We start from the raw sequence: 16,745 nt of genomic DNA on the forward strand, positions 1-16,745 counted from the left end.
AACCAACTGGCAAAATCGCGGCTAAACTGTTCGGCGAGGAATTTGCAGATGTTGTCGTACATGGGGTTAATTTACCAGAAGGGTAGGGGAGAAGGATTTATACCCCACGGTGTAATTGCCTTGCCAAGGCTAAATCGAAATAGGTGGCGTCATCGGCATTTCCGGCGAGGACGGTAAAGGGGGCATCGGGTTCGCCAAGACTATCGAGAACCAGTGCGGCACCGGAAAAATCCTGGTTACGAGTGTAGTCATTGAGTGTAATAATGGTGGTTAGATCGGCGCTGCGTGCTGCCAATAAACCTTGGTGGGAATCTTCGATCGCAAGGCATTCTTCTGGCTGTAAATTCAACTTTTCTAAGACGTAGTGATAGATATCTGGTGCGGGTTTTTTCTCGGCTACCATATCCCCGGCCCCGATCGCGTCAAACCAGGAAAGACTCTCCGGCGCGATCGCTCTTTTTAACAATGCTTCTACGTTTTTCTGGGCGGAAGTCGTCGCGATCGCCAGACGCATTCCTTCCTCTCTCGCTTCCTGTAGCAACCGCCTCACCCCCTTTCTTGGCTCAATGCGATCGCCGACCAACTGCCGAAAATGTCGCGTTTTCCCAGCGTGTAACTCGGCAACAAACCCATCTAAATCCCCTGGCAAAGGAAAATTAGACTGATACTTTTCTATATAATGGCGGATGCGTTCTTTGCCTCCGGCAACTTCGAGCAATTTGCCGTAGAACTCTACCGACCAATTCCAATCTAGACCCGCATCGGCAAAAGCGCGATTAAACGCGGGACGATGAGCATCCCGTTCGGTTTCGGCAAGGGTGCCATCCACATCAAAAATCAGAGCGCGAAGTTCGGTCACGGTCGAGCCTCTTCTAATAATGAACCACAGATAACACCCATTTTCACAGATTTCTCCGTGTTAATGAGCGTTATCTGTGGTCTGAGAGCGAACTCATTTTAGCAGCAGCGCGATCTGATGACACCCTGAGTGCTTAACCAGCAACTAGCGGTCGCCAAAGCCAAAAACGGTGTTGTGCAACCACTACACGCCGTTTCCCCTAAGCACAAACCAGGCGATCGCACGGAATCGTATCCGCGAGAATCGCACCAGATACCCCCCCCGTATGCACTTCCAGCACTGCCTCGGGATCCGTGTGAAACAGCAGACGTTGACCCGGGAAGACCACCCGTTCAAAATACCAATTGGCAATATTCGCGATGCGGACAATCTGGATCTTGTTCGTGGTATTCACGTAGCAACAAAGGAGTTTGCTGGAGCAATCTGTAGCTGTTACGGGAGTTTCGAGATAAGCCATCATTCAGAGCCTCTTGTAAAAGAACGCAGCGCCTTGCTGCCCCTAATTTCAACGTCTCTTAAATATTAACCTTTTGTTACATTTTCTGGGAATCTTCTTAAGATTATGTTAAGATTCTTAATTTTTTGCTTCACAGCGCCCACTTCAGTTTTCCTCGGGGGAGGAATTGAGAATTGAGAATTGAGAATTGAGAATTGAGAATTGAGAATTGAGAATTAGCAATTGAGGTAGCTTTCCCCACTTTCATCGCCCTCTACCCTGGTGATGGGTGCCATAATTTGCCGAAGAGGTAACTTTACTGATACGCTCATGGCTATGGATCGACACCGATAATGGCAGGAGGCAAAGGCGTGATTCGGATTCGGGGAATTGTCAAAGCCGCTGAAATCACCAGAAATCGGTTGCAGGCGGGGATACCGAAAGACGAAGTAAGAGATTTTCAGGAATTTGTTGCAGGTACGATTGCTCAAATTCAGTGCATTTGTGCCGAGGAGAATATTGGACCGACGCATCTGCCCACGCCCTCGCGCAAAGCCTATCAGTTTCTCACCCAAATCGACTTGCACAACTTGCCCGTAGTGGAGGAAACGGCCCCGATTGCCCCCTGGAAGCCGATCCGGATGAAAAATATTCGCAATCAGCAACAACAGTTGTTAGGCGCGATCGCGAAACTCGCCCAAAATCCCCACCCCAGCCAATCCGAAACCCAGAATTTACTCGATCGCATAGAAGAAACCCTCACCGCGATCGAGCAAATCTGCGCCAACCAAAATGCCACCCCAGCCGCTTTGTCAAAACCTTCCCGCCACATCTACGCTTGGATGAAATTTTTAACCGATGAGAGCAATTTACAACGGCATCTGAGGGCCACTCGGCGCAGCCAACAAATGGCCGAAAAAATGTTATGGGGTCTGTGCGCCCATTCATGCGAAACCATCGCCGTCCATTTCATTCACATGGCGCATTTATATAAAGGTCGCCTCACCGATTCTGCCGCAACGCTTCATATTAACGAAGGGTTTGTGAGTGCCGAAGATGAAGTATTAAGGGCATTAGTCACCGCCGGATTGTGGGAAAAAACCCCCGAACTGAGCCAAACCATTCGGCAATACATATTGTGCGAACAATATCGAGATACCATTCTGGAATTAGATTGGATAGTGGATACCGAGGCTGAAACGGCGAAAGGCAAGTGCTACGATTTAGAAACCCTATTCGAGAAAGTCAATCGAGAATATTTTGACGGGCAAATGGAAAAACCTCGCCTAACCTGGAATCGCGCCTTTACCGCACGCAAATTTGCCCATTACGAGCGGTGGCGCGATCGCATCGTGATGAGCATTAGTTTAGACAGCGATCGCGTGCCACAATTTGTAGTAGAATTCGTTTTATATCACGAACTGCTACACAAAAAACATAGCGAAAAATGGGTAAACGGACGCTTAACCGTGCATACCCCAGAATTTCGCCGGGAAGAGCAACGCTTCAAACAGTATCGCGAAGCCGATAAATGGCTAACCCTCTTAGCGTCCCAGTAGCAAAACCCGGGCGATTGAAAGACCGCCGAGGCAAGCTTTCGCGAGCTTGACTCGGACGCATTTTTTGACATTGATGCCACCGACCACGATATCAGTCATGAGATCGCACTCCCTTGTCCCCATCGGAGATGAAACGCCAAATGTACAAACAAAGCACTGTCATGTTCTGACTTACATTCGGTGCATCTGCATCGAGATTTTCGGAAATGGGTAGTAGACCATTGCCCTCCTCGGACATGCAAGAGAAAATGTAGCGCTTGCTACATGTGACCAAAAAAGTGCAGGCGATCGCCTTCCGAGGGAACCATGCGCCTGCGGTTGCCCCACCTGACATCACAAGCGGGTTCCCGGTTTATGTAACTTTTTGTACAAAAATTGCCCCGGTTCCACCGAGTTGCTAGATAATAAGAGAATCGCGAAATGTCATATCTGCCCTAGGCCACTCCTATATCTACCGCTTATCGGAGAACGAGATGTCTGATTCCAGTAGAACCGCCAAGCAATCCCTAGACTACCGATTCTTACTGCTCGCGCACATGGTTTGTGGGGACGGTCAGCTCCATAAGAAAGAAGAGCAAATGTTAGAGGAACTTGCCGCGCAGATCCGGGTGGGAAAAGGCACCCTCGCCGAAATGGAGAAAATATTGACCCAAGACCAAGGGCAGATGAGCGTGGAACTGGTGGCTCACAGGGTGACTCGCGATTTGCAATATGAGGCGATGCAGCAAATGTTGGCGGTTGCCTGCGTCGATGGATCCTGTTCCCCGAGCGAGCGCCAGATGGCAAAGCAGGTGGCGCAAATCTGGAATTGGCCCGACGGGGAAATGAAAAAACTGCTCGAACAAGCGGAAGACATTCATCTTCTGAATCAATCCGACATCAAAGAGGGGGAAAAAGACAAATTATCGTTCGGTGCGCGCTTGCTTGCGGGAGCGGATTCTCTAATATCGCGATCGCTGGTGGATAAGCTAGGACAAATCGCTCCGGACAATGTAGGGCGCAAAGTGGAACATCTGCGACGCGAAATCCTGTTATCCGGGCCAGAGTACGAGCGGGCGATGGCTCGCTGTGCGGCGATTTCTCAAGAAGATTTCCCATTGGCCAAAAAAGCACTTCAGCAAACCACCGGGACGCTTCTAGATTTAGCAGATAATCTGCAAGGGGTTGTCCGAGAAATACAGAACAAAACTGGCAGTAACTGTCAGGGAAGCACAGAGCAAGAAGCCGCCCAACAACTGGAGCAGATCCAACAAGAATTGAGGGCTGAAATTCTTAAACAAGTCCATAGATTGCGCGCATCACTGGAAGCCAAACAACGCGCCCTCAATTATTTTACCATTGCTTTTATGGGAAAACCGCAGGTGGGAAAAACCACTCTGCAAGCCATCATTACCGGGGAAAGTTGGGATGCGATCGGGGGCAGAAAACAGCACAGCACCCCACTGAATCGCGTGTACGAGTGGAAAAATATTCGCATAATTGAAACGCCATCGGCGCGCCCGGTGGCAAACAAAAGTGATGAAGAAATTGCAAAAAGTGTGATTGAAGAAGCAGATATCATCTGTTACACCGTCACTACTGGTAGCATTAAAGAAAGCGAATTTAAGTTTTTGCGGCTGCTGAAGGAAAAAGACAAGCCGCTGATTATTTTACTCAATGTCAAATATAACCTGCGCGACTCTCGACGGCTACAGTCTTTCTTAAAGAACCCGGATAAACCGTTTTCCCAAGAATACAATAGTAGTCTGAGCAGAGATATCGAGCGCATTCGTTGCTATGCAAAAGCGCATTATGGCAACAACTCCTTTGAGATTGTGCCGGTGATGCTGCGTGCGGCTTAGATGGCTCGAGAACCGCAACACGCCAAGCAGAAAACCAAGCTTTTTCAAGCTAGCCGGATGCAAGATTGTCTCGACTCAATCCGCGAGTCATTAGTTGAGCATGGAGCGCTGCGGCGATCGCAAACCATGCTTGGTTCCACAGTGGGGGCGATCGAACCCGCTTACCAATGGGCGATCGACCAAACCACTGACTATCAACAGTTGAGCAAAACCCTAAAGCGCAAGCATCAAGAACTCCAACAACGAATTGAAAAAACCGCCCAGGAGGTTAAGGAATCTTTACGGGTAAAGATTGAGGCAATTTTTCAAGACGCCGTGAATGCCATTCCTTCTTTTGCCAAAGAAAATTGGAACTCTAATGAAGTTGCTATGAAGCGGGGATGGGAGCAAAAACTCAACCGCATCCGATTCGAGTCCCGACTGAAAACCGCCTACAAAGAAGCCGGAGGGCAATTTAATAAAGAAGTTAGCGAAGCGCTCGAAGCGGTGCGTAATGAATTGGAATTAGTCCCCCAATCAAACAGCACGAGTTTTCGCATTATTCAGCAAATGGGTGAACAGTTTATCGGCCAAAAATTCTTGAAAATGTCAGATACTATAGTGGCCATATCCGATACAATCGGCCTAGGGGTTGCTTCTACCGTAGGGGGTGTATTAACTGCTGCGGGTGTGACAATGGGTGTGATTCCACAGATTTGTCAATCCAAAGAGGAAAAGTGTAAGGCGGTACAAAAAATTATAGAGTCTTTTTCAGAAAACCTAGGATTTGAAAAACAAAAAACATTGAAAAAAACAGACAAGTATTTTAGTGAATCATTTGCTGATGTTGCTAAAAAAATTAGCCTTTACTTTGTACAATCACAAGAGGGAATAGAAGGTTTTGCGCGCTGTTTAGAATCATCGAAAAGCCAGTTGTACTGCTTTAAAACCAACCTCAATAAGGCGTATGCTAAACGAATTATTGATTTTTGCTTGGAGAAATACGAGCCGCTTGCCGATGCAGCCATCCAACAAACCATTGCGAAAGTCGAACGCAATTTGGGACAGCACATCAATATTTTTATCCGACCGGGAGTGAAATTGAACAAGCTCCCCCCAACCTAAAACTTGTTTTACAAGAAGAGATTAAAATTACCCAATGACTTTTAAAAAAATGGAGCAAAAGCCGATGACAAAAAACCTCTATCATTTCCGGGTATGTAGGTGGCAAATCACTTCATAACCTTCGGAACAATTTGACAAAAAAACGCGAAGTCGGTTGATATCGAGAAAGCTACGGCAACGGCGGAGGCGTAAAACGATTCTTGCCAGTGCCAGTGCGGATAAAACCATCGCGCTTTGGAACTGGAAAACCCAACAATAACCTCGTACCCTAATCAGTCATTCCGGCGTGATTCGTTCCCTGGCATTTAATCCCGAGGGGAGAATTTGGGTCAGTTGTGCTGAAGATAACGCGATTAAATTATGGAACCCGAAAATGGGCAAAGAACTTCGCAGGATTGTCGGACATTTCGGATGGGTTCTTTCCGTCGCGATCGCCTCTAATTATCGCATGTTAGCTAGTGGAAGTGCCGATGCGAAAATTAAACTGTGGGACTTGAAAACTCAGAGGTTAATTCGCACCCTTGCCGGACATTTAAGAACCGTAACCTGTATTGCATTTAGTCCCGATGGGAAACAGCTTGCCAGTAGCAGTGAGGACACCACAATTCGCCTGTGGAACGTTGCCACCGGGGAACAATTGCATGCAAATTTTGCAAGACAATTCCATTGATTTTTATTGTGCGATCGCCTTTAGTCCCGACGGAAACACCTTAGCCTCTGGCACTTGCCATCGCGAGGTGAAACTTTGGCATCCGATTGAAAGCAAACTGCTTTGTACTTTATCCGGGCATGAATCCTGGGTGCGTTCCGTTACCTTCAGTCCCGATGCCAAGGCGCTTGCCAGTGCCGGTTTTGATAATACCATTAAAATTTGGCGATCGACCGGGTGAAATTGGTCTCCCCGACTCCGGGCGGTGCAAATTATTGATGCGATCGCAATTTTTGAGAAAGACGGTAGTGGATGCTGGCGCGGTTTAACCAACGGTCATTAAACCTGCCGATTCCACGCCGCAGCACTATCGAAAAAAATTTTTACGATTTCGCCAATGTCTAACTCATTTCCCGTGATTGAAGTTCCAGCAGATGCCACTCAAGCCCCCGAACAACTGGGCACTAAATTTAAGTTTTGGTTTGAAGACCCAGAGTGGGGAACCTGTCTCTATAAACAGTCTCGTCCCAATACTGGAGAAGATTGGGCAGAAAAAATTGCAGCTCAATTGTGTGAAATTATCGGATTGCCTTATGCTAGAATTGAGTTAGCAACCTGGAGAGGTAATCGCGGCACGGTTTCTCCTTCGTTTCTCCCCAAAGATGGAATGCTCATTTTGGGCAATGAGATTCTAGCAGGGATGATGACGGGCTATCCCCAGTTCCAATATGCACAAGTATCGCAACATACGATTGATGTGGTACTAAGGGCGATTAGTCTTACAATGGTGAATATTCCCCCAGATTGGATACCACCAGCAGGTATCGATAAAGCAGTGGAGACATTTGTGGGATATTTGCTATTAGATGCTTGGATCGGGAATAGCGATCGCCACCACGAAAATTGGGGATTTATCAGTCAACCGAGAGACCCCTCAATCAAATATCTTGCTCCCACCTACGACCACGCCTCCAGTCTGGGTCGCGAATTGCTTGACTTAAAACGTCAGGACAGACTAACGAAGCGCTCTGTTTCTGCCTATGTAGAAAAATGCAGATCTGCACTGTATGCTCATCCAGGGGATAGAAAAGCCATGAAAACCTTTGAGGCTTTTCGTGAAGCGGCGCAAACCTATCCAAACGCCGCTTTAGTGTGGCTCGATCGCCTCTCGATGGTGTCAAGTCGCGATACCCTAATGTGGTTCCACCGAATTCCACAGAATAGAATCTCAAGCATAGGGATTGAGTTCGCTCAGCAAATCCTAGAAATCAACCAAAGGAGGCTCCTTGCACTGAAGGAGGATTTATGTTGAAAAAACTATTTGTTGCTTGGCAAGATCCAGTGAGTCGCGCGTGGTTTGCGATCGCGCAATTAACCTACTCAGACAATCGCTACCAATTTACTTATATTCGCGGGGTAAAAGAAGCCTGCAACCGAGCCAATTTTCCGGGATTGTGGTCTTTTCCTAACTTAGAAAAAGTCTACGAATCACCCGAATTGTTTCCCTTTTTCAGCAATCGGGTTTTAAGGCGATCGCGTCCGGATTATCCGGATTATATTCGGTGGTTAAATCTTCCCGAAGGCTCAGACCATCCGATGGCAATGCTTTCTCGCAGTGGCGGCACCAAGCTAACCGATAATTTTGCCCTGTTTCCCTATCCAGAAGCCGACGATCGCGGACGCTACCACCTCTACTTTTGCGCGCATGGGTTACGCTATATGCCCTCAGCAACCAACCATCGCATCTTGCAGCTTCAAGTGGGAGAGCGCTTGCTGATGATGCACGACGCCCACAATGAATACGATCGCCTCGCCTTGATGTTGCGGACAGAGGATTTCCACCTTGTAGGATATTGTCCCAGATATCTCTTAGATGAGATCTTTAACCTGCTGCGCCAAACTCCCCAAGCGGTGACAGTCACCGTAGAGCGCGTAAATCCGCCACCCGCCCCCCTGCAAATGCGGTTGCTCTGTCACTTGACAGTGGATTGGAACGAGTTTGAGCCGTTTTCCAGCCCGATGTATCAACCTTTGCCAGAAGCGATCGCCCCTCAACTGACATAATATCCTATCCGGGCGCGCCGATTGAAATGCTTCTCCCAGCACAACCAGAAGCGATCGCCCCTCCCTCACGGGTAGGGTGGGCAACTTGTTGCCCACCTGACAGGTAGTGCTTTTTCCGACCTCACTTGCCACAAATGCGGGATTTGAATCGTCCGCATTTGTGGTAATCCACCGCGTCTAATCCCCTTCCCAATTATCAATAACGCTGGGTCGGGTAGCGGGAGTGGGGAAAATTTCCGCGAAACCCGCCTCCCGTTCTTCCGGAGTTTCATCGGCCCATTTCCACATACTTTCGTAGAAAAAGAAAGACACGCCAGCAAATCCCATATTGCGAACCAAATCCACTTTTTCGCGAATCATATCTAACGGCATGGGACGACCCTTTAACCCGGTTAAAATGCCCACGCCTACCGGGATATTTTCCCGCGCTGCTTGCACTTCCGGTTGCTGCAATTCGTCGATAAACCGATCCATATCGTCGCGATAGACTTGGAGGACGATTTCTTCTACCAAACCGCGTCGTTCCCAGGTTTCCCAGTCGGCGAGAAATTCTTCGTAAGAAAACTTTTGCGGATTGGGGGATAAGGCGACGATCGCCTCTGAGTTGCGGTCTTTAATAGCGCGAAACAAGCGAGCTTTGAATTCGGTAATTTTATTAGCTCGCCAGCGCAGCCATTCCGGGTCTTTCGGGTCATTAGGTGGCGGGTTGCCGTTGTGTTCTTGTTTGTACAATTCTACGGTATAATCATCGTAGCCGTATTCGGAAGGTAAGCCTAAATGGTCGTCGAATTGAATGCCATCGATATCGTAGTTGGTGACAATTTCGAGGACTAAATCGAGGATAAATTGCTGCACTTCGGGGTGAAAGGGATTGAGCCAGACGCGGGGATGGATACCTTCCATTTTCACTTGGGTGCCGTCGCGGCGGTTGGTAATCCAGTGAGGGTGACGTTTGGCGAGGGGGGAATCTGCCGGTGCCATGAAGCCAAATTCAAACCAGGGAATGACGCGCAATCCCCGATCGCGGGCTTGTTCGATCGCCTCTTGCAGCATATCGCGCGATCGCGTGCCGTAATCCGGGTCGAGGTCTTCGTCGATGGGGGTGACGAGTCGCACCGATCGCCCGGTGGCGCGTTCTGCCACTTCGCTCGGATATAGGGTATATCCCCAGTTCCACACGGTGGGATACACGGTGTTAAAATTCAACTCGGCTAACCGTTCCATCGCCCGAGAGAGATTGCGGCGAGTGAATAGCACATCGCTGTCGATATTGGTCAACCACACGCCGCGAATTTCCGAAGTGGGGATGGGAATCGGAGCGCGAGCGATATACTCGGAAGAGAGGGGAGACTGGTAGCCCATCAGCGCTTGACAGAGGAAGGCGGCGATTTCGGCGCGGGTGGCGAAGCGATCGCCGTTTAGTTGGCGCGGGTTGGGGTAATTCACCGCCAGACGGCGTTGCGTGGCGGCGGCGACCCCCAAGCGGGCATAACCGGGAATTTGCTCGGCATCGTCAAATACTTCCGTTAAAATGCTCTCGCTATTCCCCCTGGGCGAATACTGCAATCCACTGGCTAAACCCACCAATGCTTGCACCCGGGTAATTTTTTGCCTCGGATTAAACCGCCCTCCGGGATATCCGGAGAGAAAGCCGGTGCGATAGGCGGCGCGAATCGCAGGGTGTGCCCAATCCCTGGCGGGGACATCGACAAATTCCCGCGCCTCGCGCACCGGGGTGATATCGGCAAATGCAGTATCGATCGCGGTGGCAAATTCGGCCCTCGTCACCGGCAAGTTGGGACGAAAGGTGCCATCGGGATAGCCGTTAAAAATTCCCCGGGTTTTCAATTCCTGGATGCAAGTTTGCGCCCAATGTCCTCGCACATCGCTAAAAGAACCTTGGGCGCGGGCGCTTAAGCTAACACAATGGGTCAGGGTGAAGGCGATCGCCACCACCCGAGCCATTTTCCACGGACTTACGTCAAACCTATCTAAAACCATTCGTTTTCTCATGCCAACATTCCAGACAATGCGCCGATTTGGGATTGAGACCCTCGGCAAAAAACAGATTTTTCATTCCTCTATTAACCCCTTGCCAATTATGATAGAATAACCTGCAAACTTTTCCCCAAACTGATGATAACAAATTGGCGGGTAGCCCCATACCCTGGTTAGGTCGCGCCCCTGCCCCCGGAGGATTCCAGAGGCAAAGAAAACCGAGACATTGGACGGGGTTTTGTTCAAAATGAGGGTTGGCATTTGCACGCCAAAGAGGTTTGACTCTACAATACAACTGAAAAGCCATACCATCCGCCAAATATTGCCCACCTTAACCCCGGTTAGCCGATTATGAATTTCCCAACTCCCGTCATTTCTCTAGAACAAATTATCGCCCAAACCAGCAGACTCTCGCTGATTATAAGCCGATCGCGAAATTTAGCGGAAATTCTGCATCTAGCGGTAACAGAAATCCGCCAACTCCTGCAAACAGACCGAGTGCTGATTTATCGCTGCATGGGCGATGGGAGGAGGAGTGTGGTGGTAGAGTCGGTTGCCCCTTACCGGGAGTCTCTGCGGGGAAAAACCCTGCATTGTCGCGGTTGCGAGACAAAAATCCTCGAGGGTGATTTTCGCGTTAGGGCGATCGCGGATATCCACAGTCCCACTGTCGATCCCCATGACCGAGAATTTCTCGCCCCGTTCCCGGTTCGCGCCCATCTCTGGGTGCCTTTATTAATCCCAGAAAATTCCTCCCCTGGCAATTCTTATTTTCCCGTTTCCCCCCGCCATCTTTGGGGATTTTTGATGGTGCATCAAGTGGAAGAACCGCGAAGCTGGGATAATTCACAGAAGGTATTGTTACAGCAGATTGCCTTACAGTTAGGAATAGCCATTCAACAGGCGCAATTGTGGGAACAATGGGAGAAAACCCAGGGGGAAGAAAACGTCACCGTAGCCCCCTTAGAACCGAGGGGAGAAATTTTAGAAAATCCGTTCCTACTCCCAACTTGCGAAGCGGGAAATGCAATGAGGGATTGTGCGGAGGTAAAACTTCCGACAAAAGCGCGAGAAAACCTCAACGAAGCGTTAGAACAGCGAGTGGCGGCGCGAACTGCTCAACTGCAAGATTATAACCATCGACTGCAGCAAGAAATCGCCCAACGCAAAGCGGTGGAAAAAGCCTTGCGAAAGAATCAACAATTGCTGCGGGCAGTGTTAGACAATTCCAGTGCGGTGGTGATTTACATAAAAGATTATCGAGGGCGTTACTTGCTGATTAATCGGCATTACGAAACGTTATTTGGGATTAACGAAAGCGATATCATCGGCAAAACCGATCGCGATATTTTTCCCGAAGAAATTGCGGAAATTTTGTGGCAAAATGACCGCAAAGTGCTGGAGTGGGTAAAAACGTTACAGTTTGAAGAAGAAGTCCCGCAAGTAGACGGATTACATACCTATATTTCGATAAAATCTCCTCTAGGCGACGAAAGCGATCGACCCTATGCGATTTGCGGCATTTCCACAGATATTACCGAACGCAAAACCCTAGAAAAAGAACTGACAGCGCGAGAAAAAATCCTCACTGCATTCTTTCATGCTGCGTCCACGGTTAATGTGGGTCTGTGCATCCACGATCGTCGTCTTCGCTACTTGCAAATCAATTCAAATTTAGCCGAAATTAATGGGTTAAGCGTAGAAGCGCATCTGGGAAAAACTATCGAAGAAGCAATACCGAAGCTCGCCCCTTGCATCTTACCGATGCTGCAAGCGGTACTGGATAGTGGTCAACCGATTTTAAATACAGAAGTCACCGGGGAAGTACCGAGTCAACCGGGTATTCAACGGGATTGGTTGGTGTCTTATTTTCCCATTTTTGGGGAGAATCAGAAGGTCACTGCTGTGGGGGTTATCGTCACAGAAATCACCGAACGCAAGGAAGCGGAACGGCAACTCAAGCAACTGAATGCCGACTTGGCGCGATCGAATCAAGAACTGGAGCAATTTGCCTATATTGCCTCCCACGACTTGCGAGAACCCCTGCGAAAAATTAATAGTTTCACTGAATTACTTGCGGAACGCTATCGGGGGAAACTGGATGGGAAAGCGGACAAATACATCGGCTATATTACCGATGGGGTGGACAGAATGCAACAACTGATTCAAGATTTGCTAACATATTCGCGGGTGGGTCGCCATGAATTAGTGTTAGAAATGACTGATTTGGGAGAGTTACTCGATCGCACCCTGATGGATTTAAGCGAGGCGATCGCTGCTGAAAATGCGGCGATCGTTGTCGAAAAGTTGCCCAGGGTGGCGGTGAATCCGGTGCAAATCCGGCAACTCTTTCAAAACTTAATTGCCAATGGGATTAAATTTCGTCGCCGCGAATCGCCTCGGATTGAAATTAACGCTAAACTTGAGGGAGAAGTTTGGATCGTTTCGGTTTGCGATAATGGGATTGGCATCGAAGCGCAATATGCAGAGCGCATTTTCGCCATCTTTCAGCGCCTCCATACTCGGGAAGAATATCCCGGGACGGGAATTGGTCTAGCGGTGTGCAAAAAAATTGTGGAACGCCACGGAGGACGAATTTGGATGAAGTCTACGCCGGGAGAAGGGACGACGTTTTATTTTACCCTTCCCGATCGCTTCGGGTAATTTGTCACCATAAAAAAAAATTATGAGGAACGACCGCACAAATCCGCCAAATATCCGGGAATATGCTACCTTCAAACGGTGGGATTTGGATTGCAGTGGTGCTAGGGGGTTGCAAAGGGGGAAGATTCCTGCAAACAAACAAGTGGACTCCGGGGTATGAACAGTCAAAACGTGGAAATTTTGTTAGTTGAGGACGATTTAGGCGATATTGACCTGATTGAGGAAAGCTTCGTGGAATCCCAATTGCAGGTGAATATAAATGTGGTGCGAGATGGGGTGGAAGCGATCGCCTACCTGAATCAAGAACCGAAGTATGCCAATGCCATCCGTCCGGACTTGATTTTACTGGATCTTAACCTGCCGCGCAAAAACGGTCAAGAGGTGCTAGCCGATCTTAAAACCGATCCGAATCTCAAATCCATTCCGGTGGTGATTATGAGCAATTCAGATGCGGAAGAAGATATTGCAAGGTCTTATGATTTGGGAGCGAATTGTTATGTGAAAAAACCCATTAGATTAAAAGATTTCATCACAATTGTTCGCTCGATAGAAAGTTTTTGGTTTACCATAGTCAAATTACCACCACGCATATGATAAACGGCGATAGACTGAAGATTTTATTGGTAGAAGATGATTTAGGAGATGCAGATTTCCTGTGCGAGTTATTGGAGGTGGTAGAGGAACTCCAGTGCGAGGTGACTCGCGTTCAGCGCTTGCAAGGGGCGATCGCGCAGTTGTCCGAGGAAACCTTCGATGTGGTGCTGCTGGACTTGTCCCTTCCAGATAGTTACGGTTTGCAAACTCTTTCGCAACTTTACCCGCGATCGCCCCAAACCCCAATTGTAATTCTCAGTGGCTTAGAAGACCAAACCGTTGCCATTCAAGCGGTACAAAACGGGGCGCAAGATTATTTAGTCAAAGGGCAATTTGATGGCAATTTATTAGGGCGTTCGATTCGCTATGCAATCGAGCGCGAAAAAATTTTACACCTGCTCGAAAAGAAAGAAGACGAGTTAGAACAAGCCAATCAAGCCCTAGAAAATCGGGTAAAACAGCGCACCAAAGCCCTGGAAGAAGCTAACGACAAACTGCGAATCGTGGAAGCTCAACTGCGGGAATCCCTGGCGCAAGAGAAAGAACTCAGCGAGCTAAAATCGCGCATTATTACCACGATTTCCCACGAATATCGCACCCCCCTGACTACCATTGCCTCCTCTACAGAATTGTTGCAAATTTATTCGCATAAATGGGACAATTCCAAGCAAGAGCGGCATTTTCAAAACATTTTAAGAGCGGTGGAACGCATGACGGAGTTAGTAGAGGAAGTGCTGTTTGTCAATCAAGCACAATTGGAGAACCTCGAAATCCAGCGATCGCCGATTCAAGTGCGGGAATTTTTCCAGGAAATCCTAGAAGAACAGCAAGTCACCGTCGGCGATAAATACAGCCTCAACTTGACCGCCGAAGGGGAGTATAGTGAAGGGTGGCTCGATGGCAACCTGCTGCGACAAATTGCGGTCAATTTGCTGTCAAATGCAATAAAATATTCTCCTGAAGGAGGAAGAATAGAATGGCGCCTAAACTGCGATCGAGATTGTTTGAGATTCCAGGTTAAAGATGAAGGAATCGGCATTCCAGAATCCGACAAACCCTACTTATTTGAATCTTTCAGACGGGCCAACAATGTGGGAAATATTCCCGGAACCGGACTGGGATTGTCCATTGTCAAAAAATGCGTAGAGCTGCACAACGGCGAGATTTTCCTTCGCAGTACCCAAGGGAAAGGAACTACCGTTACCGTAATTTTGCCCACCGTCAATCCGGAGAAAACCGCCGCAGAAGGGTGAAAAAAACGCCACTCAACCTAGCAAGGATTTTTTCATTTTAATGTGGGCAATTCCCGCTTCGTAAAAGCGATCGCTTACTACTTCAAACCCTAACTGTTCGTGCAAGCGCTTCACGTATTCTTGCGCGTGAATCACGGCTTCGGTTTTTCCCTTTTTCGCCGCCACTTCCAGGGCTTTTTCCATCAATTTTTTGCCGATTCCGCGATGTCTCGCTTCGAGCAATACCGCCAGTCGTTCGATTTTAGCCACCGTATCCTCTAGATAGCGAATGCGCGCCGTTCCCACAGGGGTTTGGTTTAAATAGGCTAAAACATGGTCTGCAGACTCATCCAACCCATCAAATTCAATTTTCGGATCGATGCCTTGTTCCACTTGAAAAACCGCGCGTCTGATGAGTTCGATGGCGCGGCGTTCTTCTGGGGTGGTAACGCGGGTGACAACAATCTCGTTCATGTGGGATGTGCCTTGAAATCTAAACCTTTGGCAAAAAATAGCTTGACAAAAAATAGAAGGTGCGCTATCCTATCGCTAACGCACCGGGTTTCTGGGTTGGCGCTTGTAGTGCCCCCCAAAGAAAGTTGTTTTTAAGGTTATAATAGGCCGTCGAGTTCTAATTCTTCGATCGCCTGCAACCCGCGCGGATCTCCCACCCGCAACAGGGAAGATTTGGCATCTTCGCGCACTCCCATATCTTCATCTTCTTCCAAGGCTTCGATTAAAGAATCGATCGCACCGGCATAGACCACATTTGACGGGAGTTCGCGACATAATTGCCCAATCGCCCAAGCGCAATTACTTCGCACGGCTGCTACCGGGTCTTGTCGCAAGCCAACAATCAGCGGCGCGACAGCAGCGATGACTACATCATATCCTACTGAGGCGAGCTGACCGAGAGAACTGCCGGCCCACAGGCGCACCGCGGGAATGTCAGTTTTCAGGGCATCCACTAGGGGAGCTAACGCACGGCGATCGCGGCAATTTCCTAACGCCCAGACTACTCCTTTGCGGACGTAACCATTCCAATCGCAGTTGAGGACTTCAATCAAAGGTTCGACCACATCCGGACTGGTATTGCGTCCGAGAGCATAAGCCGCACTCACCCGCACCAAGGGACAAGGGTCTTTTAACATCAAAATCAGGTGCTTGATGGCGCGATCGTCCTGGACTTCGCAAAATGCCCGTGCGGCTATCATCCGCTGTTGGGGTACGGGAGACTCCAACAACGGCAGCATTTCCTCTGGATCCGGCTTGGAGGGTTCTGATTCCTCCCAACGATCTAGAGGGCTTTCTAGTTCGGCGTCGGTATTGAGTTCGCTCAGGTCGTTATCGTACATACTGCCACTTTACCATAAATCCCATTCATTGATACCCTGCACCGTTTGGGGATCCGAATCAACCGCATGGTTTGGCCAAGTACCGTCTGTCTCCGAAGTCCCCTTCACCGCGAAAAGTCTGGCGGGTTTATCCCTTGGTTGCGGTTCCCCCTCGGGTGAAATTGTCTATAGCAGTTCTCATATGGGTGAGGTAACGAATTTTTTACCTCGGAGGTGCATTTCAAGGTTGGGACTATTCGGCTGCGGATCTCATCAAGCAACAGACCTGCTATATTTCACCACCACCACGCGATCGGTGGAAAAAAAACATACCGATTAGCGCAATGGTTATTTATCCCTAGTCCAATTCCAGCTATGGAAAAAAAACATACCGATTAGCGCAATGGTTAT

General features: G+C 48.8%; 14 protein-coding genes and 1 pseudogene. 10 read left to right on the plus strand and 5 right to left on the minus strand.

Going from position 1 to position 16,745, the window contains the following annotated elements:
* Positions 1–97: 97 nt before the first annotated feature.
* Entirely contained in the window at positions 98–859 is a 762-nt protein-coding gene (locus tag LKK83_RS09030) for an HAD family hydrolase (protein WP_324630749.1), read from the minus strand.
* 211 nt (positions 860–1,070) lie between these two features.
* A pseudogene (locus LKK83_RS09035) lies at positions 1,071–1,316 on the minus strand (DUF1830 domain-containing protein); the annotation flags it as partial.
* A 332-nt stretch (positions 1,317–1,648) separates the two neighbouring features.
* Between LKK83_RS09035 and LKK83_RS09040 the strand changes: the two are divergent.
* From LKK83_RS09040 to LKK83_RS09070, 7 genes are all read left to right on the plus strand, one after another.
* Complete coding sequence (locus LKK83_RS09040) at positions 1,649–2,854, plus strand: M48 family peptidase (RefSeq protein ID WP_324630750.1); 1,206 nt, start codon at positions 1,649–1,651, stop codon at positions 2,852–2,854.
* A gap of 473 nt (positions 2,855–3,327) precedes the next feature.
* The gene (locus LKK83_RS09045) at positions 3,328–4,695 is read left to right on the plus strand and encodes a GTPase (protein WP_324630751.1); all 1,368 of its coding nucleotides are present in this window, start codon (positions 3,328–3,330) and stop codon (positions 4,693–4,695) included.
* Positions 4,696–5,799 (plus strand): hypothetical protein, encoded by a 1,104-nt coding sequence (locus tag LKK83_RS09050; RefSeq protein ID WP_324630752.1) that lies wholly within the window; start codon positions 4,696–4,698, stop codon positions 5,797–5,799.
* A 271-nt stretch (positions 5,800–6,070) separates the two neighbouring features.
* Positions 6,071–6,469, plus strand: coding sequence for a WD40 repeat domain-containing protein (locus tag LKK83_RS09055; protein WP_324630763.1), 399 nt, complete (start codon positions 6,071–6,073; stop codon positions 6,467–6,469).
* Complete coding sequence (locus tag LKK83_RS09060) at positions 6,441–6,689, plus strand: WD40 repeat domain-containing protein (RefSeq protein WP_324630753.1); 249 nt, start codon at positions 6,441–6,443, stop codon at positions 6,687–6,689. The genes LKK83_RS09055 and LKK83_RS09060 overlap by 29 nt, the downstream gene beginning before the upstream one ends.
* Before the next feature lie 156 nt (positions 6,690–6,845).
* Positions 6,846–7,760, plus strand: a complete 915-nt coding sequence (locus LKK83_RS09065) for a hypothetical protein (protein ID WP_324630754.1) — start codon at positions 6,846–6,848, stop codon at positions 7,758–7,760.
* A complete protein-coding gene (locus LKK83_RS09070; RefSeq protein ID WP_324630755.1) occupies positions 7,754–8,512 on the plus strand; it encodes an HIRAN domain-containing protein in 759 nt (252 codons plus the stop codon). The genes LKK83_RS09065 and LKK83_RS09070 overlap by 7 nt, the downstream gene beginning before the upstream one ends.
* Positions 8,513–8,689: 177 nt before the next feature.
* Here the strand turns inward: LKK83_RS09070 and LKK83_RS09075 are convergent, their stop codons facing one another.
* Positions 8,690–10,513 (minus strand): glycoside hydrolase family 10 protein, encoded by a 1,824-nt coding sequence (locus LKK83_RS09075; protein ID WP_324630756.1) that lies wholly within the window; start codon positions 10,511–10,513, stop codon positions 8,690–8,692.
* Positions 10,514–10,861: 348 nt separating this feature from the next.
* Here LKK83_RS09075 and LKK83_RS09080 point away from each other — a divergent pair, with 348 nt between their 5' ends.
* The 3 genes from LKK83_RS09080 to LKK83_RS09090 all read left to right on the plus strand — a co-directional run bounded on the left by LKK83_RS09080 (position 10,862) and on the right by LKK83_RS09090 (position 15,021).
* On the plus strand, positions 10,862–13,174 hold the full coding sequence (locus LKK83_RS09080) for a PAS domain-containing protein (RefSeq protein ID WP_324630757.1): 2,313 nt from the start codon (positions 10,862–10,864) through the stop codon (positions 13,172–13,174).
* Positions 13,175–13,330: 156 nt separating this feature from the next.
* Entirely contained in the window at positions 13,331–13,768 is a 438-nt protein-coding gene (locus LKK83_RS09085; RefSeq protein WP_324630759.1) for a response regulator, read from the plus strand.
* A complete protein-coding gene (locus LKK83_RS09090; RefSeq protein WP_324630760.1) occupies positions 13,765–15,021 on the plus strand; it encodes a hybrid sensor histidine kinase/response regulator in 1,257 nt (418 codons plus the stop codon). Before LKK83_RS09085 ends, LKK83_RS09090 begins: the two co-directional genes overlap by 4 nt.
* 12 nt (positions 15,022–15,033) lie before the next feature.
* Here the strand turns inward: LKK83_RS09090 and LKK83_RS09095 are convergent, their stop codons facing one another.
* Positions 15,034–15,474, minus strand: coding sequence for a GNAT family N-acetyltransferase (locus LKK83_RS09095; RefSeq protein WP_324630761.1), 441 nt, complete (start codon positions 15,472–15,474; stop codon positions 15,034–15,036).
* A gap of 137 nt (positions 15,475–15,611) precedes the next feature.
* A complete protein-coding gene (locus LKK83_RS09100; RefSeq protein WP_324630762.1) occupies positions 15,612–16,355 on the minus strand; it encodes a HEAT repeat domain-containing protein in 744 nt (247 codons plus the stop codon).
* Positions 16,356–16,745: the final 390 nt, after the last annotated feature.

The sequence above is a fragment of the Phormidium sp. CCY1219 genome, from assembly GCF_035615515.1.
Taxonomy (GTDB): Bacteria; Cyanobacteriota; Cyanobacteriia; order Cyanobacteriales; family Laspinemataceae; genus CCY1219.